The organism is Methylobacterium sp. 1030, assembly GCF_040544715.1.
Classification (GTDB): domain Bacteria; phylum Pseudomonadota; class Alphaproteobacteria; order Rhizobiales; family Beijerinckiaceae; genus Methylobacterium.
On record NZ_JBEPKM010000040.1, the window covers coordinates 1 to 22,148 of the forward strand.

Here is a 22,148-nt window from a genome sequence, read left to right on the forward strand (position 1 = left end):
TTGCGGCGGTCCGGCGCTGCGATAGCGACATGAACTGCGTCCGCCGCCATCTCTCGGGCATCAAGGGCGGCCGGCTCACCGCCGCCTGCCACCCCACCAGGGTGGTGACGCTGCTGATCTCGGACACCCCCGGCGACAATCCCCTCGACATCGCCTCCGGTCCGACCCTGCCGGATCCCACTACATGCGCCGACGCGCTGGCGATCCTCGACCGCTACCGGGTCGAGATCCCGGAATCAGTGCTCGCTCATCTCACGAGCGGTCAGTTCGGCACGTTGCGGTCACACGAATGGGGAGGATGGATGGGTCTGGTTCATGACGATGGTGAGAGGGCTGCCCGAAATCAGCAAGCGAGGGGGCGGCGCCCTTACATTTCGCAAGGACGCCCGCCGCGGCTCCCAGTTTCAAAGACGCGTGCGAAAGGAGCTTAGGTGCCAGCGGGATATCAGCGGTCCGTGACACGCCAGCGGCCAGCCGGAGTCTAGGCGCCGCCGGCGCCCCGCGCCTGCTCGGCGGCCGCGAGAAGGATAGACAAGGCGATCACCTCGGCAGCGGCCTCGACCTCCTCCAGAGTCGCGAAGCTCGGGGCTATGCGGATGTTGCTGTCGTTGGGGTCGCGGCCATAAGGCCAAGTCGAACCCGCCACGGTTAGCGTGACGCCGGCTTCCTGGGCGAGCTCCACGGCCCGACGCGCGATGCCGGGCTTGGTCTCGATGGACACGAAGTAGCCGCCGCGCGGCACAGACCACGTCGCGACGTTGTGGCCGTGCAGCCGGCCCTGCAAGGCCGACTGGACCGCGTCGAATTTCGGGGCCAGCAACGCTCCATGCGCGTCCATGTGGCTACCGAGGTTGTCGACGTCGCGAAGGAAGCACGCGTGCCGCAACTGGTTGATCTTGTCGGGGCCCACGCCGCGGCGCGAGTCCCGGGCCAGGTACCACTCGACGTTCCGGGGGGATCCGGCGAAGAAGCCCACCCCCCCGCCGCCGAACGTGATCTTGGAGGTCGAGGCGAAAACGAACGGTCGATCAGGGTTGCCGGCGGCGGCGCACAGATCAATGATTTCGGCCTTCGAGGCAGCGTGGCCCCGGAGGTGATGGACGACGTAGGCGTCGTCCCAGAAGATGCGGAAATCGCTTGCCCCGGCGGCCATGTCGGCGAGACGGCGCACGGTCCGGGCGCCATATGTCTCGCCGGTCGGGTTGGCGTAGGTCGGAACGCACCACATGCCCTTAACACGGGGATCGGCGACGAGGCGTTCCACGGTGTCCATGTCGGGCCCGTCGGGCGTGACGGGGACGGCGAGCAGCTCGATGCCGAACTCCTCGCACATCAGATGATGCTTCTCGTAGCCGGGTGCCGGGCACAGGAACGCGGGCCGCGGCACCGCCGACCAGGGCTCGCGCGAACCGGGGACGCCCTTGAGCAGCGCCCAGACCAGGCAATCGTGCATCATCGCGAGGCTTGAATTGCCGCCGGCGACGACTTGCTCTGGCTTCGCGCCCATGAGAGGGCCGAACACCGCTCGCAGTTCGGCGAGGCCGCGCGGATCGCCGCCGTAATTGCGCACGTCGTCTCCGGCGGCCGTCTTGCAGTCCGCCGGGTCCAGCGCGCCCAAAAGGGCGTTCGACAGGTCGAGCTGAGCCGGGGACGGCTTGCCGCGCGCGATGTTGAGGCGCAAACCTCGGGACGCCAGTGCCGTGTGTTCCGCCCGGAGGCGGTCCAACGAGGCGCCGGCCGCCGATTCGGTTTGGGCGTGGTCCGTGCCCGTCGGGGCAGCTGTCTGAGTCATGTCGCGTCCAAGGGTTTGCAGGCTATGGGGCGGCCGACCGTTCGTCAGGGCTGATGCGCGTCCGCGGCCCGCTGGAAGAGGGGCCGGTCGGATCCGAACGGCCGCATCGCTCCCGGTACTCCCGGGATCCGCGGTCATCCCACCGGTGTCCGCAGCGGCAGGCCGGCGAGATGCCGGCGTACGTTGTCGATAAAGCAGTCGAGCGAGGCCCGCATGGCCTGCGGCGAGAGTCCGGCGACGTGCGGTGTCAGTATCGCGTTCCCGAACCGCAGGAGCGGCTCGGGCGGATTCGGCTCGCTCTCGTAGACGTCGAGGGCCGCTCCGGCGATGCTTCCCGCGGCGAGCGCATTCGCCAAGGCCACAGTGTCCACGAGAGACCCACGGGCCACGTTGACGAGCACGCCGTCAGGTCCCAGGGCAACCAGCACGTCGCGACCGATCAGGTGGTGCGTCTCGCGACCTCCCGGCGCGCAGACGACAAGGAAGTCGCACCAGGTGGCCAGGTCGGTCACCGCGGCGAAGTATGGGTGGTCGACGTCGGGAAGGCGCCTGCGGCCGTGGTATCCGATCTCCATGTCGAAGCCGGCGGCCCGACGCGCGATCTTGCGACCGATCGCGCCGAGGCCGACGATGCCGAGGCGGCGTCGGGAGACCTGCGCCGGCCGCGGGATGTCGTCCCGCCATAGGCCATGGCGAACGCCCTCGTTCAGGAAGGGGATGCGGCGGACCGCGGCCAACAGGATACCTAGGGCATGATCGGCCACGCAGTCGTCGTTCGTTCCGGCGGCGTTTGCCACCGGGATCCCGCGGCCGCGGGCGTGTTCGAGCGCGACGTTCTCGTGACCGACGCCGAGAGTGCAGATCAATTCGAGGGCGGGCATCGCGTCGATCTCGCCGGGCCGGAGTCCGGTCGTGCCATTGGTGAGGACGACGTGGACGTCGGCGCAGTGGGCCGCGAGCCAAGCGGCGCAGTTCGATCTGTCGGCGCCGGCGACTGCCTCCGGCGCGTACGTGACGTCGAAGCCTTCGGCCAAAATGGCCCGGTGCTCCGCCGTCAGGAAGACGAGGACGAGGACCTTGGGTCGCGCGACGCCCATGAGTTGGGACGGGGCCATTACCTCTGACCGTCGCCGACGCTGACGTCCTCCTGGCGCAGGCCGCCGAGCCGCTCATGGATCCGCCCTCCCGTCGACATCACCAGGGCGTACAGGATCTCATCGGGGCGGGGACCGTCTACGAGGCCGACCTCCATCGTGCTGAAATGGCTACGGACGTAGCACGCCTCGATGTTATGCAAGGGGATGAGAAGGCGGGTGCCGGCCGAAGCAACGGTCTTGGCAGCCGGGACGATGGATTTCGCCTTTGGAAGGGCCGCCCGCATCACCCAACCGCCGGCCTCGTGCCATATCGCGCCGTGCTCCAGTTCGCCGTTCACGCCGACGATCGCCCCCTTGCCATAGGCCTCGATCCGGTCTGGCCCTCCGAGCGCGTCGAGGAGTTCGGGGACCATCTCCTTGGCGGCTTCCTTGGCGTCGCGGCTCAGTTCGGACAGGTCCTCGACGTAGCGACCCGCGTAGGGGTTGCGGAACACGATCGCGGCCATTCCCTGCTTGACCGGACGGGCCGCGGTGGGGCCGCCCTCGTGGTAGATCGTCTCGACGTTCAGCAGCTTCTTGCGGATGTTGATTGTCGACATCGGGTACTCCTGGGATGAGTTTGATCTGTTGGGCCGGACCCCGCGCGACGTATGGCGCGGGCGTGGGTTGGGCCCGGCGGCTGGCGCGTCAGGCGTCCGGCTTCCGGCCGAACTGGACGCCGGCCCAATGCTCGATGTGGCGGATCGGATAGACGTTGTCCTTGTCCCCATCGCCCTGGCTGATGGCGAAGGCCAGGAACTGGCGGGCGACCGGATTGACTATCATCGGCACTCCGATCTTCTCCGCCTCGTCGAGGCACATCTTGACGTCCTTGTGCAGCAGCTCGGTCGTGAACCTGACTGGGAAGCTGCGATCCAACGCACATTGCGGGATTCGCTCCAAGGTCGCGAAGGACCGGCCACTCGACACGTTCAGCACGTCGAGCATCGTCTTGGAATCAAGGCCGGCCTTGACGCCGTAGACCAGCGCCTCGCAGCTCGCCACCAAGCTGGTGGCATAGAGCGTGTTGTTGATAATCTTCATCGTCTGACCGAGGCTCGGATCGGTCCCAAGATAGAAGATGTTCTTGCCGAGCACGCGAAGGTACGGCTCGACCTCGGCGACGGTCGCCTCGGGACCGGCCGGCATAATCGAGAGCGTGCCCTTCTCGGCCGCCACGGTGCCCCCGCTCACGGGTGCCCCGACGAAGGTGATGCCGCGCCGGTCGAGCATGGCGGCCACCTCCTTGGTAACGCTCGGGCCTGTCGTGGAGAGATCGAGGACGATCCGGACGGCGCCTCCGTCCGCGACCTCGTTCGCCACGCTGGCCACGACGGTCGGGATAGGCAGGCAGAGCATCACGATCTCCACCTGGGAGGCGAGGGCACGCGCACTCTCAGCGCGGCGACCGCCCTTATCCACGAGGCGTTCCATGGCGGCAGGGTCGCGGTCATAGACCATGAGCTCGTAGCCTGCCGCCAGCAGCCTGGTGCCGAAATGAGCGCCGATGTTGCCGAGGCCGATCAGCCCAATGCTCTTGCCCATGACATGTCTTCCTCCGCGGCCGGCCTTGGGACCGATCGTCCCGGAATCTCTAGGTCATGTAATCGGAAGCTGCGATTTCGAATTCTTGGGCGGGGTATAACGGGTGGCTAACACTTGGATCGCGGCGACACGATCGCGCCCGGATTTGCCAGCCGCCGGGGGAACGAACATTTCTTGGAGCGGCCATCGGTGATGACGTCCGCATCGATGGCCGGTCGCTCGCCCAGGCGACGAACGCGAGGGGCCTATCAAGCGACGTCGAGCCGGCACCGGCGCGGACTACACAATTCCGGAGCGATCAAGGGACGGTTTCGGTCCATGGCGGTCCGCCCGGGCGCGGACAGTCGCAGCTCGGTCGCCAGCCGATTGTCGCTCGCCGAGGGTCAATCGGCAGCCCTATCCGACCGGGCCGGAAACGTGGCCGGTCCCACCAGGGCGCGCGTGTCTTCCCGCGACTTGACGAACAGATGCGGATGGGCGGGGACCATGCGGTCAACCGGTCCGGCGCCCCGGTCTCGAACGTCGGGAACCGGGATCGCCTGCAGCGAAGCCCGGTGTCTCGGATCATCCAAGAGCCAGGCCCCCACGCAGGCACGCGGCGATGTCGAGCCGCTGGTCGCATCCCCATCGTCTGGGACGAACCTCCGCCGCTCCGAGGTTCCAGTGAGCGCAGGCGCTCGGCTTACCGCTGCAGGAGGGACCCCGCCGCGCCATGTTCTTCCTCGGGGCTCACCCGGTTCAGCGCCGCCAAGAGCGCCTGCAGGGGGTGCCGCACCCGAACGCCATCCATCAGTTGGGCCTGACTACGACAGGAGTAGCCGTCGGCCAACAGCTCGCTGTTCGACGTCTCGACGACATGGCTCGCCCAGCTCAGGCGGTAGATCGCCTTCGATGTGGCGCGGTGACGGGCCTCGTGACCGTAAATCCCGGCCATGCCGCAGCAGCCAGCGGCCGGCACGTCGAGACGCAGTCCCAGATGGGCGAACAGGGCCTGCCAGTCGCGGACCGCGCCAGGCGCGTTGGTGCGCTCGGTGCAATGGGGCAGCAGTCGCATCGTCCCACCACCCTGGCGCGGCGCGATCCGGTCCAGCCGGGTCGCCAGCCATTCCTGGAGGAGATGGACCTTCGGCAGATCGCCGCCGCCGAGCGCCTGTGCGTATTCGGAGCGGTAGGTCAGCGTCATCGACGGGTCGATCCCGATGAAGGGCACGCCGTGCCGAGCCAAGTCCCGGAGCATCGCGGCGTTCGACCCGGCAACGGCCGCGAACCGGGCCAGGAGCCCGTGCACGTGCAGCGGCTTGCCGTTCGGCCGGTACGGCACGAGCCAAGGCTTGAAGCCGAGGGCGACGAGCAGCGCGCAAGTATCGGCGACGACCTCCGCGTCGAAGTGGCTGGTGAAGGCGTCCTGCACGATGAGCACCGCCGACGCACGATCCTCTGGATCCATCCGGCTCAGAGCCTCCGGCGTCGCCATGGGCACGCCGAGATGTGACAACCGTGCCTTGAGACTGACGGGCGACAGGCCTGGGATCTCCACCAATCCGGCCTTCGCCAGGAGAAGGCGGACCACCGGATTGGTCACGAGCGCGTTGCTCAAGCGCGGCGCCCGGGCCGCCAGCGGCAGCAGCGGCTCCAGAGCCGCCACGAGATGGTCCTTCAGCGGCCGCGCGTAGCGCGTGTGGTAGAGCGCCAGGAACTTGGCCCGGAAGGTCGGCACGTCGACCTTGATCGGGCAGGACCCCGTGCAGGACTTGCAGGCGAGGCAACCGTCCATCGCCTCCTTGACGGCGTGGGAGAAGTCGTCGGCCTCGGACCGGCCGCGGAGGCGGCTCCGCAGGGTCGCCGCCACGTCGGAGAGCCACCCGGCGCGCTGCCGCGCCAGCTCGGCGGCCGGGTCGATCCCGGCCTCCGCCGCGCGGCGCAGCCACTCGCGCATCAGCGAGGCGCGGCCCTTGGGGGAGTGGCGCCGCTCCCGCGTCGCCTTCCAGGACGGGCACATGGCCTCGTCCGCGTCGAAGCTGAAGCAGGCGCCGTTGCCGTTGCAGTGGAGCGCTTCGTCGAAATCCTCCCGGACCGGCGCCGGGATGGCGCGGTCCCGCTCGCCTCGGCGCGGCACGCCGTCGATCCGGGTCAGGCCCGTGCCCCTGGCGGAGGCGATCTTGCCCGGGTTCATCCGGTCGTCCGGGTCGAAGGCGCGCTTGACCGCCTCCAGCGCCGGCATCAGCGGCCCGAACGTCGCCGGCACGAATTCCGACCGGAAGCCCTTGCCGTGCTCGCCCCAGAGCAGGCCGCCGTACTTGGCGGTGAGCGCGACCACCCCCTCCGTGACCTCGCGGATCAGGCCGTTCTGCGCCGGGTCCTTGAGGTCGATGGCCGGCCGCACGTGCAGCACGCCGGCATCGACGTGGCCGAACATGCCGTAGCGCAGCCCCTTGCCGTCGAGGAGCGCGCGGAACTCCGCGATGTAGTCGGCGAGCCGCTCCGGCGGGACCGCCGTGTCCTCGACGAACGGGATCGGGCGCGCGTCGCCCTTGGCGGCGCCGAGCAGGCCCACCGCCTTCTTGCGCATGGTCCAGAGCCGCTCGATCGCGTCGCCCCGGGCGATGGTGAAGCCGAGGCGCTTCGTGTCGGTGCCGCGCTCGGCCTCCAGCGTCCCGGTGAGCCGCGCGAGGGCGGCCTCCACGGTCGCGGCGTCGTCGCCGACGAACTCCACGAGGTTGATGCCGTCCACCGGCCGCCCGGCCGGATCGTCGGGGAAGAAGGCCCGCACCTCGGCCCAGATCGGGTCCTTGCGGGCCAGCGCCAGGACCGTGGAGTCGATCGTCTCAACGGAGGCGGCGCCGAACGGCAGCAGCGCCTGCGCGTCGCGCAGCGCCGCGTCGAAGTCGATGTACGAGAGCGCGACCAGCACGGCGGCCTTGGGGATCGGCAGCACGTTCAGCCGCGCCTCGGCGATCAGCGCCAGCGTGCCCTCGGAGCCGCAGATCACGCTCTTGAGGTCGAATCGGCCGCCCGCGTCGCGTAGATGCGCGAGGTCGTAGCCGGTGAGGCAGCGGTTGAGCTTGGGGAAGCGCTCGGCGATGAGCGCGGCGTTCTCGGTGGCGACGACGTCGACGGCGCGGTGGATGGCGCCGACGCGGTCGTCGCGGCCCTTGGCGGCGTCGAGCCCGGCCGGGTCCAGGGGCTCGGCGGTCCAGACCGTGCCATCGGTGAGCACGCAGGTCAGCGCGAGGACGTGGTCCCGGGTCTTGCCGTAGAGGCACGAGCCCTGCCCGCAGGCATCGGTCGAGATCATCCCGCCGATCGTGGCGCGGTTCGAGGTGGAGAGCTCCGGCGCGAAGAACAGGCCGTGCTTGGCGAGCTCCCGGTTGAGCTGGTCCTTCACCACCCCCGGCTCGACCCGGACGATGCGGTTCGCGACGTCGATCTCCAGGATGCGGTTCATGTGCCGCGAGGTGTCGACCACGAGGCCGTGGCCCAGCGACTGCCCGTTGGTGCCGGTCGCCCCGCCCCGGGGCCGGATCACGATCTCGGCGAAGCGCGGATCCGCGAGGAGCTTGGCGACGCGCACGAGGTCGTCGCGCGTGCGCGGAAAGGCCACGGCCCCCGGCTCGACCTGGTAGATCGAGTTGTCGGTGGAGAAGACCGTGCGGTCGGCGTCCGAGAGCGTCAGGTCGCCCTCGAAGCCGCGCAGGCGCAGCTCGGCGCAGGCCGCGGCGTAGAGCGGCACGGCCTCGGTATGGCGGTTCAGGACAGGGATCATACCGAGCTCCCGCCGCAGGGCGCAGGGGCCGATGGTGTGGAGGATCGGCCGGCGATCGCCTTCGCGGCCTGTCGGCGCGAGGCCCTCATCGTGCATCCGCCGTCCCGGCGGAGGGTTCCTCTATCGGATCCGCGACGAACGTCATCACCGCGAAGGCAAGCAGCGAGGCCGCGCCGAGGAAGAAAAACACGGCATTCCAGTCGAAGGCATCCAGCAGGAACCCGGTCAGGAATGGAAACAGGGCGCCTCCGGCTTGGCCGCCCGTACCCACCGCACCGGCGGCGAGCGGGAACATCTCCTTGGTCACCAACCCTGCTGGATAGATGGCGAACGCGGAATACCCGACGTTCAGGAGAAATCCGGTTAGGAACAACAGGGTCGCGAGCGGGACCGCCTCGCTCGGCGAATGAACAAGGGAGTACATCGTGACCACGGTCGAGACGGCGCTGATGAGGATGGCCGGCTTGCGCCGCTTGCCGAATGACCCTGTCCGACAGCCACCCGCCGATGACGTTGCCGAGGACGGCGCCGACGAAGGGGGCTGAAGCGATGAAGCCGACATTGAGGAGCTCGAAATGCTTCACATTGGTGAGGTAGATCGGCAGCCATGCAAGGACGACATTGATGATGCCGGTCATTAGCATGTACGAGAGGGCGAGCCCCCAAATGTCGCCGGAGCGGAATAGAGCCCCCGGCGCGGCGATCGGCGACGCTGCGCGGGAGCGCGGGCCCGGATCCAACCCGGTGGAGGCCGGGCGCGAGGGCAGTGCAGCCTCGACCGCCCCCTCGGCCGACCCTGATGCATCCGATCGGATGTGCGACACCTCGGCCCCCGAGCTGAAGCGGCTGCGGGCCGGTTCGTTCGGGACGAGCGCGTACCAGGCCCACGCGAACAGGGCTCCCGGCACCGCGCAGAAGTAGAACACGTATTTCCACCCATAAGCGGCGATGAGCAGCGCGCCGAGCGGCGGGGCTAGCACCGGACGAACTTGGCCGCCACGAGGTAGACGCCCACCGCGCTACCCTTCTCCTGTGGCGGGAACCACCGGTTCATCGTCGTCAGCATGGAGATGGGTAGGGGGCTCTCGGCGACGCCGAGGGCAAGCCGGTTGAGCTTCAGCGCGAGCACGCTGCCCACGAGCCCAAGCGATCCCGTGAAGGTCGAGGTCAGGATCATGAAGATCGGAAAGATCCGTCGTGGACCAAAGCGCCTGACTATGATTCCCGCAGGGATGTGCATCGCGGCGTAGCCGACGAAGAACAAGCTTACGACGGCCCCGGCCTCGGTGTTCGTCATTGCGAACTCGCGCTTGAGCGACGGAAGCACGATGCCAATGTTGGCTCGGTCGGCTGCGGCGAGAGTGTAGACGACGAAGATGAGGGCCAGGACCACCACCGGTAGCCGGTCGACCCGGTCGCCGTCCGGTGGGCGCGCGGCACCGCGGGCGCTGTCGGCATGTGTTTCCTCCGTTTGATCGCCTCGAGGACGGTCGGCTTCCGCGTCCAGGCGCGCCGACGGCTTCTTTGACCGTCCGATGGGGCGCCCGCGGCTGCTTATCGCCATCGGAACGGCTCAAAGTCGGTCGCGGCGGCATCGCGTCGGTATGATATCTACGACCGCCGACCGCCGCGTAATGCTCTTTGCCGCGGACCCTATGCCTCGCCGTTATCGTCGGGCCGTCCTCCCCGGCATGTCGTGTTCGCCCTTGTCGACGGGTCGTGGATCGGCGCACCGTTCCGACTGTCGCCTTCCTTCGCCTTCGGAAGGCCGCGACGGGGGAGGCCCCGGTCGGGTCCAATCATGCGCCGGTGCGCTTTTTCGCGGCGACCTGACGAGGACGGCGTCCTTCGCACCGCGGACGCCGGGCCGACTCGGTGACCCTGACGTCGATGTTCCCGGGACCACTGGCGGCGGGACGTTGACGGGGCGGCGATCGATCGCATGCCTGGATGTCCGATTCGCCTCGATCCCTGCGCGGCCTTGCCCCAGCCCGCACCGACGGACGCGCTCGTACGCTTCGCGCTTCGTCCGAGACGGAACGTCGATCCGCGCCGGGACCGCCCCAGCGGTCGATCAGACCGCGCTGACGGAGCCCGATATGAGGTTCAATCCAAGCAGAAATTCCGAGGCGAACTCGGTTCGCAGCAATGGTTCCCGCCGAATCTCCTCCTGCAACACCGCAGCCTCGGCTCTCCGGGCAGCGACCGCTTCGGGGATCGAGACCGCACGGAAGGCGATCTGCCGGCCGCCCTGGACCTGCGCTAAGCGTCCGATGTCGGGACCGATCACGGTTGCAATCTTTGGATAGCCTCCGGTCGATTGTCGGTCGGCCATCAGGACAATCGGGAGGCCGTTACCCGGCACTTGAATCGCACCCATCGCTACTCCGTCCGAGACGATGTCGTGACCCTGAGCATGGCGTAGCGGAGTGCCATCGAGGAAGCAGGCCATGCGGTCGCCCCGGGGGGAGACGGTCCAAGGCCCGGCAAGGAACGCCGCGATCTGATCAGGCGCGAAGTAATCGTCCTGCGGTCCTAGAACCACACGGATCGTGTCGGGCTCGCGTTTCAGCCATGGAACAATTAAGCGCTGCGTTAAAGCTTCGCCAGTGCGTGCGTCCGCTATGGAAAGTCGATCGCAGGCGGCCAGCGCGCGCCCATTGATGCCGCCGACGCCGGACCGCGTGTGTGTCGCCGTGGAGCCCAGCACAGGGACGACGTCGATGCGTCCTCGAGTGGCGAGATAGCCCCAAGAGCCGGCAGAGCCCGCGCGAACCACGAGTCTGCTTCCGGGCTCCAAAGTGAAGGTGACAGCGGGCGGAAGCGCCTGACCGTCGAGCGAGGCACGGAACCCGAGGGAGACCAACGCGAGCCCGAGGGGACCCCCGTCGGACGAGACCGCGAGCCCACCGGCTGATATTTCCACGGCGGTCGCGTCCAGCGGGTTGCCGACCGACCGGTTGGCTGTCGCGTGCATCAACAGGTCCATCGGCCCGGCAGCGGTGAAGCCATAACGAAGATAGCCCTGGCGCCCGCCGTCCTGCAGCGTCACGCCAGGGCCCGCTGATTCTATGACGAGCGTGGTCATCGCCTCAGCTCCGGGCCGCCGGTGCGCTGGGCGACGATCTCGCCGTCCGCCGCGCGCTCGGAGAGGCGCGCGAATACTGCGCAGTCGACGGGCTCAAACTGTACCGCGTCGCCAGGGCTCAGAAAAAAGGTCGGCTCCCGCTCTGGCGCGTACAACCGTACCGGGGTCGTGCCGACGACGTACCAACCGGTCGGCATCGAGACGGTAGTCACCGCCGATAGACCGCCGCCGACCACGACCGCACCGGCCGCGTGTGGCGGCCGTGGGCTCCGTCGGCGCGGCACCGCGAGTTCCGGCGACAGACCACCGAGATAGGCTTGGCCCGGCGAGAAGCCGTACATGTACACTCGATAGATCGCCCGCAAATGCACGTCGACCACTGCTGCGGCGGACATCCCAAGACGATCAGCCAGCTCCGCGAGGTCCTCCCCGTGCGGGGAGTCGTAGCAGCAAGGCAGGATCCACCCTACCGAGGTCACGGTGCGTGAAGTCGCCTGCTCAGCCAATTCGAGCGCAAGCGCGGCCAGCACTTCCCTGTCCAACACTAGGGGATTGTAGTGTATCATCAGCGATCGATAGGTTGGAACGCATTCGCGTACGCCTTGGATCGAGGCGGCGGCAAGCGCGTCGGCAAGCGCCAGCACCCTATCGCTGAGGCTCGGATCGACCTGTGCGCCGAATTCAACGACAAGTGCCGCCTCCCCCGCATCGAGCAGCCGCGGTGCGGTCCTCCGCCTGCTTTGTGCAGCGCTTTTGTGCGCCGAAGTGGCGTCCGCTGCGGTATAGAGCACTTTCGACGATCTGCTCATGTTCTGAACGGGATCACGGCTACGCCTGCCCCCTCCAGGCGTGCGCGCACGGCGCGGGCAGTATCGATTGCATGAGCAGAGTCTCCGTGCACGCAGACGGATTGGATCGGCGTTGGGAGACGTCTCCCGCTCGCGGTCACAATTGCGCCCGCCGTGATCATGGACAAGACTCGCTCCGCCGCCTCGTCGGCAGCCGTGATGAGCGCCCCTGGCTCGCCACGGGGGATGAGGCGGCCATCCTCAGCATAGCCACGGTCGGCGAAAATCTCCTGGACGACTTCCAACCCCGCAGTCTCACCAGCCGAGACCTGGACCGTTAGGGTGTTCGCCAACAGGCGCAAATCGCGATCCACCGCTCGGACCGCCCGGGCCACGGCGTCGGCCACGGTTCGATCCTCTGCAGCAACGTTGCCCAGCGCCCCGTGAGTTTTCACGTAGGTGACGCGGTGGCCGGCATAGTTCGCGAGCGCCTGTGCGGCACCGATCTGATATGCCACCAGCCGCTCGATCTCTCCGGGCGAGAACGGTATGCGGCGGCGGCCGAAACCCCACAAGTCCGGGAAGCCGGGGTGGGCGCCCACCGCGACGCCCTTCGTCTTGGCCAGCTTGAACGCTCGGACCATGATCTCAGGGTCACCTGCATGGAGGCCGCAGGCAACGTTGGCCGAGGTGACCACGTCCAGCATTGCCTCGTCGTCACCGCACGCATAGGCGCCAAAGCCTTCCGCAAGGTCGGCGTTTAGGTCCACACTAGTCATAGCTTTGTCTCTTCCAATTAGCGACCCTTCCACACGCCGCGGGTAACGTCGGCTACCCTTTATTCGATCCGACAGCCGTTCTAAGCTTATTGTAATATCGTCCAATGAAGTAGATTTTGACTCGCCACGAGCGAGACATAAAAAAGAGCTCGGAATAAGACAAAATACAGTCTTCCATTGCAGATCGTCAGATCCCCAGGTACGCCCGGCGGACATCCGGATCGTCGCGCACCTGAGCGGCCGGCCCGGAGAGGATGACTCGCCCCGTCTGTAGGACGTAGGCGCGGTCGGCGATCGCGAGGCTCTCCGCGAGCCGCTGCTCGACCAGCAGGACAGTTACGCCCGCGTCGCGGATCGCCGTGACGGCGGAGAAAATCTCGTCGACGAGCTTGGGCATGATGCCTTGCGAGGGTTCGTCGAGCATCAACAGGCGCGGGCGGGTCATCAGGGCGCGGCCGATGGCCAACATCTGCTGCTCGCCTCCGGAGAGGGTCGCGGCCCGCTGCGGCAGCCGCTCCTTCAGCCGGGGAAAGAGTGCGAAGACCCGCTCCAGCGGCGCCTCGCGGTCGGTCCTCTCCCGATGCAGGTAGCTGCCAAGCCGCAGATTGTCGGCGACCGAGAGGCGAGGGAACAGCCGTTTGTTCTCGGGCACATAGGCGACGCCGCGGGCGGTAATGAGGTGGCCGGGGAGGCCATCGAGGCAGCCACCATCGAAGCGGACGGTGCCGTCGCGCGGCCGCTCAAGGCCGGCGATCGACTTGAGCAGCGTCGACTTGCCCGCGCCGTTGGCGCCGGCTACGACGACGATCTCGCCCTCGGCGACGTCCAGCGACACGCCCTGGATCGCCAGCAGGCCCTGGTAGGCGGTGGAGAGGCCGTCGACCTCAAGCAGCACGGTGGCGCTCCCCGAGATAAGCCGTGATGACGCCGTCGTCGCGTACCACGTTGGCCGGCAGCCCCTGAGCCAGGACGCTGCCGAGGTGGAGCACCACGGCCCGGTCGACAAGCGGCATTACCACCTCCATCACGTGCTCGACCATGATCACGGTCACGCCCATGGCCGCCACGCGCCGGATCAACGCGACGCCGGCCTTGGCTTCGGAGGGCGTGAGGCCGGTAAGCACCTCGTCGAGGAGGAGCAGGCGCGGGCCGGTGGCGAGCGCGCGGGCCACCTCCAAGCGACGCTTCTCGGGCGGCGTCAGCTCGCCGGCCATCGCCTCGGCGCGGTGGGTTAGCTCGACGCGCTCCAGGGTGTCGAGGGCGGCGCGGCGGGCAAACGCAGCGGTGCGGTGGCGGGCGAGCGCACCGACGGTGACGTTCTCCAGGACGTTCATCGAGTCGAAGGAGCGCGGCACCTGGAAGGTCCGTGCGATGCCCCGTCGGCAGCGCTCGGCCGGCGGCAGTCTGGTGATGTCGGCTCCCTCGAACAGGATGCGCCCCTTGCTAGGGCGATAGACACCCGAGATCAGGTTGAACAGGGTCGACTTGCCGGCCCCGTTCGGACCGATCAGCCCCAGGATCTCGCCTCTGCGCACGTCGAGGGTCACGTCGCGGTTGGCGACGAGGCCGCCGAAGGCCAGCGTCACGTCGTCGACGCGCAGGATCGGGTCGCTCGAATCCGCGCTCACGGGTTCACACCTCCTCGTTGCGCGCTGCGCGCGACCGCTTGAACAGGCTGAGCACGCCCTCGGGGCGGGCGATCGCCACGACCATCACGAGGGCGCCGTAAAAGATCAGATCGATGCCGCTGCCGGTGCCGCCGAGGTAGGAGCGGCTGATCTCGGTGATCGGGATGAGGATCGCCGCACCCACCAGAGCGCCCCACAGGGTCCCGACGCCGCCGAGCACCGCGGGCAGCGCGAAGAGCAGGGAGAAGCGGAAGCTCATCACGCTCTCGGGATCGATGTAGGAGACGTAGGACGCGTAGAGGCCGCCGCCGACCGCCGTGAAGAAGGCCGAAATCGCCGCCGCCGCCATCTTGGACCGGAACACCTCGACGCCGAGGCTCTGTGCGGCGGCCGGGTCGTCCTTGACCGCGCGCCAGCCGTAGCCCCACCGCGATTCAGCGACGACGAAGGTGACGAGCCAAGTCGCGACCAGCAAGCCGAGAGCGAGATGGGCGTACGGGATCTTGTCCCGGGCAAACTGGAGGGTCGCCCAGCTATCCGGGTTGAACGGCCACTGCACGCCCATTGCCCCACCCACGAAGTCCCAGTTCTGCACGAGCAACAGCCCGGCCTCGGCGATGACGATGGTTGCGATCGAGAAGTAATGGCCGCCGAGACGGAAGCAGGGCCACCCGATGGCAAGGGCCACCGAGGCCGCGAGCACCGCGCCGCATCCAAGGCCCAACCACGGCGACATGCCGTAATTCACGAACAGGATGCTGGTGGCGTAGGCGCCGATGCCGAAGTAGAGCGCGTGACCGAGGGAGATCTGTCCGCAGTAGCCGCCCAGAATATTCCAGCTTTGCGAAAGGGCCGCGTAGAGCAGAGTTAGGACCAGGACGTTCTGTAGGTAGACGTCTTGGATCGCGTAGGGCAGCGCTGCGAGGCCGGCTAAGACCAGCGCGCCGATGAAGAGGCTCCGGCGGCGCTTGGCCGCGAAGCGCCGGGCAGCCTCGTCCAGGTTCGGGGAGACCGCCGGAGCGGCGATCAGCGACGTGCCGGTCATGTCAAAGCCTCCCGAACAGGCCCTGAGGCCGCACAAGAACCACGAGAAGGTAGAGGGCGTAGACGCCTACAGACTTCAGGGAGGGCGGCAGAACCAGCGTCGTCGCCGCTTCGACCAGCCCGACGATCAGGCCTGCGGCCAGCGCGCCGAAGACGCTGCCGAAGCCACCGAGCGCCACCGTGACATAGGCGATCAGCGCGAACGCGCCCCCAACGCCGGGATGGATGTAGTAGAAGACGGTGAGCACGGCCCCCGCGAGACCGACGAGTGCCGCACCGAGTCCCCAGCCGAGGGCGAAGACCCGGTTGCGGTCGATACCGACGAGGGCGACGGCGCCCTGATCCTCGCGTGTCGCTTCCAGAGCCCGGCCGAAATCGGTCCGCGTCATCAGGAGGAACAGGCCGCCGAAGGCCGCCAGCGAGACCAGGGCTCCGAACACCTGCGGCCAGGGCAGATAGATGCCGCCGAGGTCGAGGGTCTTCCCTCCGAGCCAGGACACCTGGAGGCTGCGGTAATCCGGGGTGAACAGATACTGCGCGACGCCCTGGAGCAGAATCGCCAGCCCGAAGGTCGCGAAAATCTGCACCATGCCTGGGTTGGCCTTTGCCCGCATCGCGAAGCGGACCACGCCGAGGTAGACGGTGCCGCCGAGGACAAACATCAGAGCGGCGACGAGCGGCATCAGCAGGATTGGATCGAGCCCGGACACGACGACGAGCCCGAAGGTCGCGTACATCGCCAGCATCAGGAATTCGCCGTGGGCGAAGTTCACCACATCCATCAGGCCGAAGATCAGCGACAGGCCGACCGCGACGAGACCGTAGATCAGCCCGGTGAGCAACCCGCTCGCCAGCACCTGCACGAGGGCTTGCATCGTCATCGGTGTGATCCCGCGCCGGTCCGAGGAAGGGGTGATCGAGGGCTGATCGGGCTCATGCGAGGGCAAACGCTCCGCGCTTGGGCGCGGCCAGCATCCGCCTTGCGCGATCGATCCGGTCAGGAGTGCATGGGCCAGATCGCCGGAGCGACGGCGGCGGATTCGGGAAACACCGTCACGAACTTGGTGCCGACGTACTGGATCAGGACCGGGGTCGCGTGGGGGTTCTGGCCGCCCGCGTCGAAAACGACCTTCTTCCACGGCATGATCGTGCGCGTGCCGGGAATGTCGGTCGCGGCGAGCGCCGCGCGTAGCTTGGCACCGTCGGTGGACCCGGCCCTATTGAGGGCGTCCGCCAGCACGAGCATCGCCGTGAACTGGCGCGCGGTGTTGTCGTTGAGGTCGCGGTCGGCGCGCTTCTTGAACATCTCGTTGACGATGCCGACCGAGGGGCGCTTGGCGGCGAGGTCGAGGGAGAAGCTCGCGCGCGAGATCAGGCCCTGGAGCTTGTCGCCGACCGCGTCGAACACCGCCTTCTCGGAGAAGCCGGCGGCCTGGGCGATGATGGCCTTCGGCTTGAAGCCGAGCTCGCCCATCGTCTTGGTGAGCAGGATGGCATCGTTGGTGTAGCAGGTAGGCAGCAATACGTCTGCATCTGCGTTCTTGAGTAACTGCACCTCTGCGGTCAGCGACGGCGAATTGCTCTTGTACTTCACGTCGGCCGCCACTTTGTAACCGCGCTCCGCCGCTAGCCTTCGCTGCACGTTCGAAGAGTCGACGCCATAGATCGTGTCCTCGTAGAACAAGGCGACGGAATCGATCTTCTTCCTGGACTTGCGCATGGTGTCCAGGAAATCGAACATGGTTTTTGAGAACATTATATCGTCGGCCGACGGCCGAAAAAGATATTTTAGATTTCGCTGCGTCAGATTTGGTGACGATGTGTCCGCACACACGAACGGCACTCCATAGCGCTCGCATAACGCGCTAGCTGTTGCGGCGACGCTTGAGTAATATGCCCCAAGTACTGCTACGACCTTTTCTTGGGTGATGAGCCGCTCCGCCTCGGCGCGGCCCTTCTGCGGGTCGCCCTGATGATCGGCGAACACGAGGCGGATCTTGGCACCGCCCACTCCCTGGAGCCCACCACCTCTGGCTGCAGACAAGTCCAAGTCATGGTCCCCGTTGACAATTTCCAGCGCCACCTCGAAGGCCCGTCGTGCATCGATCCCACTCTGAGCCCCTGGTCCTGACATGGGGTAGAGGACGCCGATGGCGATGTCGGCAGCAGCTGCTCCGCGCTGGGGCGCGAAGCCGGCGCACGAAACAGCCGAACCAATCAAAAAGTCCCTCCGGCGCTGCATTCTAGGCATTCCTTTCTCCAATACCCATTTCGGCAACTTGTGCCGACCTGTCCACCTGTATTTTTGCCTTGAAAGCGACTATATCACGGAAAATATTGTTGCAATCCTATTGACGTCGACGCCCCCTAGTCATCCTTGCAGCGCAGTTTGGTAAAAATTATTCAAGCTTGAGGATCACGGGACCTCGATCGTCGGAGCATAGGATGGCGGCGCCCACCAATACCAATGCGTTTTTAAGGGTGGGTTATAACACGTTTCAGGCAAGGCTTAGAGCGTTAGTGCGGTAGCGTCCTTGGACGAGGTGTAATTTCCGGGCCCGTTTGGGTGGGGATTGGGGTGGCCATCGGGGCCGGCGGCTAAGGTGGAGTTTGCGGACGCCAACCCGAGCCGGAGAGAAAGCCGATGACCGATGACAGAGTGGCACTGATCGAGGCGCTGCAGAAGGCGGATGACGGCAACTTCCTGCGCTCGATCGTCGAGACGGTCCTGCAGATCCTGATTGAGGCCGACGTGGACGGGCTGATCGGGGCTGGGCGCTACGAGCGGTCGGGCGAGCGCAGCACCTACCGCAACGGCCATCGCGAGCGCAGCCTCGACACCCGGCTGCCCTCGCTCAACCTAAAGATCCCGAAGCTGCGGACCGGCAGCTATTTCCCCGGCTTCCTGGAGCCGCGGAAGACGGTCGAGAAGGCGCTGGTGGCGGTGATCCAGGAGGCGTGGATCGCCGGCGTCTCGACGCGCCGGGTGGACGATCTGGTCCAAGCCATGGGCCTGTCGGGCATCTCGAAGTCGTCGGTGTCGAAGCTGTGCAAGGACATCGACGAGCGCGTGAACGCCTTCCTGACGCGCCCGCTGTCGGGCGCATGGCCGTATCTCTGGCTCGACGCCACCTACCTGAAGGTGCGCGAGGGCGGCGGGATCGTCTCGGTCGCCGCCATAGTGGCGGTGGTGGTGGACACGGAAGGCCATCGGGAGATCGTCGGCCTGCATATCGGCCCGTCCGAGGCCGAGGTGTTCTGGACCGATTTCCTGCGCAGCCTGGTCAAGCGTGGGCTCTCGGGCGTGCAGCTCCTGGTCTCCGACGCCTACGAAAGCCTGAAGGCCGCCATCCGCCGCGTGTTGAAGGCGACGTGGCAAAGGTGCCGCGTTGAAGTAGCCCCCAAAATGACCGGACAGGGGCTCACGCTTATGGAAGTGTGTGCCTATGACCGACCGTATGGTGAGTTCCAACGACCCGCCCCACGCCGAGCGCGTCGAGGTGATCAGCTGGGACTGTCAGGAATTTCTTGTGCGGGCGGCGGGTTGAACATCAGGCCGCCATGGCTCGGGTGAAGCGCTCGCCGAAGATGACGGCGAACTGCGCCTTTGCCATGACCCACTCACGGGGCCTCATCTTCCACGCGTTCTCGGAGCGGTTCAAGACCAGGTAGAGCAGGCTCAGCGCAGCCTCGTCGGTCGGGAAGTGCCCGCGGGCGCGCACGCGCAGCGTGGCGTTCAGGGCCTCGATGGCGTTCGTCGTGTACAGGATCCGGCGAACCTCGCCGGGGAAGGCATAAAACGGGATCACCTCGCCCCAGGCCCGTCGCCAGCTCTGGGCGATGGCTGGGTAGCGCCGACCCCATTCGCTCGACTCGAAGGCCGCCAAGGCCGCCTCGCCAGCCGCGGCATCGAGCGCGCGGTAGATGTCCTTCAGCGCCGCGGCCACGAGCTTGCGGTCCTTGTAGGACACGAAGTCGACACTGTGGCGCAGGAGGTGGACGATGCAGGTCTGGACCAGCGCCTCGGGGAACACCGCCCGGATCGCATCGGGGAAGCCCTTCAGGCCATCGACCACGGCAAGCAGCACGTCCTCGACGCCGCGGTTCCTGAGCTCGTTCATGACCCGCAACCAGAACTTGGCGCCCTCGTTCTGCTCCAGCCACAGGCCGAGGATCTCCTTGGAGCCGTCGGCACGCACGCCCAGCGCGATGTGGACGGCCTTGTTGCGGACCACGCCCTCGTCACGCACCTTGATCCGCAGGGCGTCGAAGAACACGAGCGGGTAGACCGGCTGGAGCGGCCGGGCCTGCCAGGCGGCGACCTCCTCCAGGACCGCGTCGGTCACCGCGCTGATCAGGTCGGGCGAGACCTCGATCCCGTAGAGTTCGCGCAGGTGCGCCACGATCTCTCGGGTGCTCATGCCACGCGCGTACATCGACACGATCTTGTCGTCGAAGCCCGGGAAGCGGCGCTGATAGCGGGCGATCAACTGTGGGTCGAACGTCGCCTGCCGATCGCGCGGGATCGCCAGTTCGATCCGGCCCGTCTCGGTCGTGACCGTCTTGCGACCGTAGCCGTTGCGCGTGTTGCCGGCGTCCTCGCCCGCCAGATGATGGTCCATCTCTGCGTTGAGCGCCCGTTCGGCCAGGGCCTTCTTCAGCTCGTCCAGCAGGCCATCGGCCTCGAAGGCCGTCTTCGGATCAGCCCCGGCCAGGAGCTGATCCAGGATTGCGTCAGGGAGGCGGGGTGCTTTACGTCGTGCCATCGGGAACCTCCTTCGGATCCACTATCGCCGCCCGCACACGAAATTCCTGACAGTCCCTGTGCGAGACGACCATCGCGTTGCCGGTCGCCTCGATCACCACCTCATCGTCAGCGCGTAGCGTGCGCGCAAAGCCCTCCAGACCGCTGCGGGTCATGTCGGCCCGGCGGGCATGCCGAAGCCGGCCGTCCTCCCACACCACCACCTCGGCGAAGGTGCGGTGCAAATCCATTCCGATCACGCGTCGCATGGCTGCTCCTCTCTTTGCCTCAGAAGGGGAGCGGCGGGCGACACGAGACCTACGGATCCGCGCTCACGGCGCAACCGGGCGAGTCGCAGAGGCGGCCAGCTACAAACACGAGCTCGCAGCTCATCTTATTTATACATCGGCTCGCCCGCACCTTCGTGCTCCCGGTGCCTCTGTCCCGGATGGTCGCACCATACGCCAGGACCTTCGTTCCGGCCGAACCGCGGCACCGCCATCTTCATACCGGTTACAAATCCGTTGGAGCGCCTCAACAAGGAGACCAACCGGCGCGCTGACGTGGTCGGTATCTTCCCGAATACGGACTCGATCCAACGTCTGATCGGCGCGGTGCTGTTGGAGGCCAACGACGAGTGGCAGCTCCAGTACCGCTACATGTAGGTCGAGGGCATGGCCGGCCTAGCGCCGACGCTGGTCGACGACACTATCACCCTTCCGCCACAAGCCGCCTCACCGATGACCGCGCCAATTCCACCCCGAAAGTCCACCTTATTGACGGACGCGACCTAATCAGCATGAGCGGCTTGCGCGACAGTGTGCCGCCAACCATGCCCCAGCCTTGTCGGGATCACGTGCCGCGACCTTCGTCGCGGAGCTCGCGCCCAGGATCAGAAGCCGTCGCAAGCTGCGCTCGCCCATCTTGGGGTGCAACCGGACGCGCTACAAGATTTTTGTCAGGCAGCTTGGCCACGAGGTAATAAATTTTTGCCTCTGTTGTATCTTCGATCGGTAATACAGCGCCGTATAGTTTAATACCAATAGTGTCGAGTCATGGTGATGCGCCTATATAAATATAGTATAATCTCAATTCACCTCTCCGGCGTTGTGCAAATCCGGGGAATTTTAACAAATCTCTCATAATAGACGCGATAATAGCTTGTTCGATGGAGGTGCGAACCTTCCTTAATCAGAGGATCAAGCTGTGCCTGAACTTGATGCTGAACACCTAAATCGCTCGAAATCACGGCGCCCGTCGCTCGGCGTTTCCGGGCGAGCAACCCTGCTCATCCTCACGCTCGTCTGTGCCGCCTTCGTCGCGTCCTCCTCCTACATCTACGTCACGCAGTCGGCGTCCATTCGAGCCGACCTGAATGCCAGCATGGCCAAGTTCAGCACGGCCTCGGCCGCCCGGGTCGCCAACTGGCTGCGGGGCAAGATCGACATCACCCTGATGCTGGCCCAGGACATGGGCACGGCCGGCACCACCGCCGCGCCGGAACGCCTGTTCGATCTGCCCGTGGTGCGCGAGAGCTTCCCGATCCGCTACATCGGGCGTACCGACGGCTCCTTCACGCAGATCCCCTACGAGTCACTGCCAGCCGACTACGATCCACGAACCCGCGCCTGGTACAAGGGCGCGGCGGAGGCTAAGGGGCCGTTCGTGACCGAGCCCTACCGCAAGGCGAACACGGGAGCGTTGATCATCTCGGCCGCCGCGCCGGTTGTCGACGTCAAAGGCAACCTGCTCGGCGTCGTCGGTGCGAACATCGATCTCTCTACACTGGACCGTCGCCTCGGCAACACCGGCAGCACCGGTCGTGCCTACAGCTACCTCGT

General features: G+C 66.7%; 19 protein-coding genes and 4 pseudogenes. 4 read left to right on the forward strand and 19 right to left on the reverse strand.

All coding sequences use genetic code 11. The features are described from left to right. Nucleotides 1-431: DUF4147 domain-containing protein (locus ABIC30_RS30775; protein ID WP_354456737.1), on the forward strand; the 431-nt coding region annotated here is incomplete at its 5' end. Nucleotides 432-481: 50 nt separating this feature from the next. Here the strand turns inward: ABIC30_RS30775 and ABIC30_RS30780 are convergent. From ABIC30_RS30780 to ABIC30_RS30855, 16 genes and pseudogenes are all read right to left on the reverse strand, one after another. Next, nucleotides 482-1,792 (reverse strand): aspartate aminotransferase type Ic, encoded by a 1,311-nt coding sequence (locus ABIC30_RS30780; RefSeq protein WP_502915887.1) that lies wholly within the window; start codon nucleotides 1,790-1,792, stop codon nucleotides 482-484. Between the two features lie 134 nt (nucleotides 1,793-1,926). After that, nucleotides 1,927-2,907, reverse strand: coding sequence for a 2-hydroxyacid dehydrogenase (locus ABIC30_RS30785; protein WP_354456739.1), 981 nt, complete (start codon nucleotides 2,905-2,907; stop codon nucleotides 1,927-1,929). Next, on the reverse strand, nucleotides 2,907-3,488 hold the full coding sequence (locus ABIC30_RS30790) for an amino acid synthesis family protein (protein ID WP_354456740.1): 582 nt from the start codon (nucleotides 3,486-3,488) through the stop codon (nucleotides 2,907-2,909). Before ABIC30_RS30790 ends, ABIC30_RS30785 begins: the two co-directional genes overlap by 1 nt. 88 nt (nucleotides 3,489-3,576) lie before the next feature. After that, nucleotides 3,577-4,509: an NAD(P)-dependent oxidoreductase gene (locus tag ABIC30_RS30795; RefSeq protein ID WP_354456752.1), complete on the reverse strand. Its 933-nt coding sequence runs from the start codon at nucleotides 4,507-4,509 to the stop codon at nucleotides 3,577-3,579. Nucleotides 4,510-5,155: 646 nt separating this feature from the next. Beyond that, the gene (gene ydiJ / locus ABIC30_RS30800; protein ID WP_354456741.1) at nucleotides 5,156-8,236 is read right to left on the reverse strand and encodes a D-2-hydroxyglutarate dehydrogenase YdiJ; all 3,081 of its coding nucleotides are present in this window, start codon (nucleotides 8,234-8,236) and stop codon (nucleotides 5,156-5,158) included. Nucleotides 8,237-8,321: 85 nt separating this feature from the next. Further along, nucleotides 8,322-8,798 carry an MFS transporter gene (locus ABIC30_RS30805; protein WP_354456742.1) on the reverse strand — a complete coding sequence of 159 codons (477 nt, stop codon included), beginning with the start codon at nucleotides 8,796-8,798 and terminating at the stop codon, nucleotides 8,322-8,324. Further along, nucleotides 8,773-9,216 (reverse strand): annotated as a pseudogene (locus ABIC30_RS30810) (MFS transporter); the annotation flags it as partial. The pseudogene ABIC30_RS30810 and the gene ABIC30_RS30805, both read right to left, overlap by 26 nt. Beyond that, entirely contained in the window at nucleotides 9,210-9,800 is a 591-nt protein-coding gene (locus ABIC30_RS30815) for an MFS transporter (protein WP_354456743.1), read from the reverse strand. The pseudogene ABIC30_RS30810 and the gene ABIC30_RS30815, both read right to left, overlap by 7 nt. Nucleotides 9,801-10,310: 510 nt before the next feature. Next, on the reverse strand, nucleotides 10,311-11,324 hold the full coding sequence (locus ABIC30_RS30820) for a 5-oxoprolinase subunit C family protein (RefSeq protein WP_354456744.1): 1,014 nt from the start codon (nucleotides 11,322-11,324) through the stop codon (nucleotides 10,311-10,313). Further along, entirely contained in the window at nucleotides 11,321-12,040 is a 720-nt protein-coding gene (locus tag ABIC30_RS30825) for a 5-oxoprolinase subunit B family protein (protein ID WP_354456753.1), read from the reverse strand. The genes ABIC30_RS30820 and ABIC30_RS30825 overlap by 4 nt, the downstream gene beginning before the upstream one ends. A gap of 89 nt (nucleotides 12,041-12,129) precedes the next feature. Then, the gene (locus ABIC30_RS30830; protein WP_354456745.1) at nucleotides 12,130-12,891 is read right to left on the reverse strand and encodes a 5-oxoprolinase subunit PxpA; all 762 of its coding nucleotides are present in this window, start codon (nucleotides 12,889-12,891) and stop codon (nucleotides 12,130-12,132) included. Nucleotides 12,892-13,078: 187 nt separating this feature from the next. After that, on the reverse strand, nucleotides 13,079-13,786 hold the full coding sequence (locus tag ABIC30_RS30835; protein WP_502915888.1) for an ABC transporter ATP-binding protein: 708 nt from the start codon (nucleotides 13,784-13,786) through the stop codon (nucleotides 13,079-13,081). Next, a complete protein-coding gene (locus ABIC30_RS30840; protein WP_354456746.1) occupies nucleotides 13,776-14,519 on the reverse strand; it encodes an ABC transporter ATP-binding protein in 744 nt (247 codons plus the stop codon). Before ABIC30_RS30840 ends, ABIC30_RS30835 begins: the two co-directional genes overlap by 11 nt. Nucleotides 14,520-14,523: 4 nt before the next feature. Further along, nucleotides 14,524-15,564, reverse strand: a complete 1,041-nt coding sequence (locus tag ABIC30_RS30845; protein ID WP_354456747.1) for a branched-chain amino acid ABC transporter permease — start codon at nucleotides 15,562-15,564, stop codon at nucleotides 14,524-14,526. Nucleotide 15,565: 1 nt separating this feature from the next. Then, nucleotides 15,566-16,444, reverse strand: a complete 879-nt coding sequence (locus ABIC30_RS30850; protein WP_354456748.1) for a branched-chain amino acid ABC transporter permease — start codon at nucleotides 16,442-16,444, stop codon at nucleotides 15,566-15,568. A gap of 116 nt (nucleotides 16,445-16,560) precedes the next feature. Continuing rightward, nucleotides 16,561-17,805 carry an ABC transporter substrate-binding protein gene (locus ABIC30_RS30855; protein WP_354456749.1) on the reverse strand — a complete coding sequence of 415 codons (1,245 nt, stop codon included), beginning with the start codon at nucleotides 17,803-17,805 and terminating at the stop codon, nucleotides 16,561-16,563. 402 nt (nucleotides 17,806-18,207) lie between these two features. Between ABIC30_RS30855 and ABIC30_RS30860 the strand changes: the two are divergent. Beyond that, a pseudogene (locus ABIC30_RS30860) lies at nucleotides 18,208-18,954 on the forward strand (IS256 family transposase); the annotation flags it as partial. Nucleotides 18,955-19,114: 160 nt separating this feature from the next. Here the strand turns inward: ABIC30_RS30860 and ABIC30_RS30865 are convergent. Continuing rightward, nucleotides 19,115-20,329 (reverse strand): IS256 family transposase, encoded by a 1,215-nt coding sequence (locus tag ABIC30_RS30865; protein ID WP_354456750.1) that lies wholly within the window; start codon nucleotides 20,327-20,329, stop codon nucleotides 19,115-19,117. Further along, on the reverse strand, nucleotides 20,316-20,576 hold the full coding sequence (locus ABIC30_RS30870) for a hypothetical protein (RefSeq protein WP_502915889.1): 261 nt from the start codon (nucleotides 20,574-20,576) through the stop codon (nucleotides 20,316-20,318). Before ABIC30_RS30870 ends, ABIC30_RS30865 begins: the two co-directional genes overlap by 14 nt. Before the next feature lie 246 nt (nucleotides 20,577-20,822). Here ABIC30_RS30870 and ABIC30_RS30875 point away from each other — a divergent pair. Beyond that, nucleotides 20,823-21,101, forward strand: a pseudogene (locus ABIC30_RS30875) (transposase); the annotation flags it as partial. Here the strand turns inward: ABIC30_RS30875 and ABIC30_RS30880 are convergent. Continuing rightward, nucleotides 21,100-21,233: pseudogene (locus tag ABIC30_RS30880) on the reverse strand (IS110 family transposase); the annotation flags it as partial. The pseudogenes ABIC30_RS30875 and ABIC30_RS30880 overlap by 2 nt on opposite strands. A gap of 280 nt (nucleotides 21,234-21,513) precedes the next feature. Between ABIC30_RS30880 and ABIC30_RS30885 the strand changes: the two are divergent. Beyond that, a partial coding sequence (locus tag ABIC30_RS30885) for a PDC sensor domain-containing protein (protein WP_354456751.1) occupies nucleotides 21,514-22,148 on the forward strand: 635 nt, incomplete at its 3' end.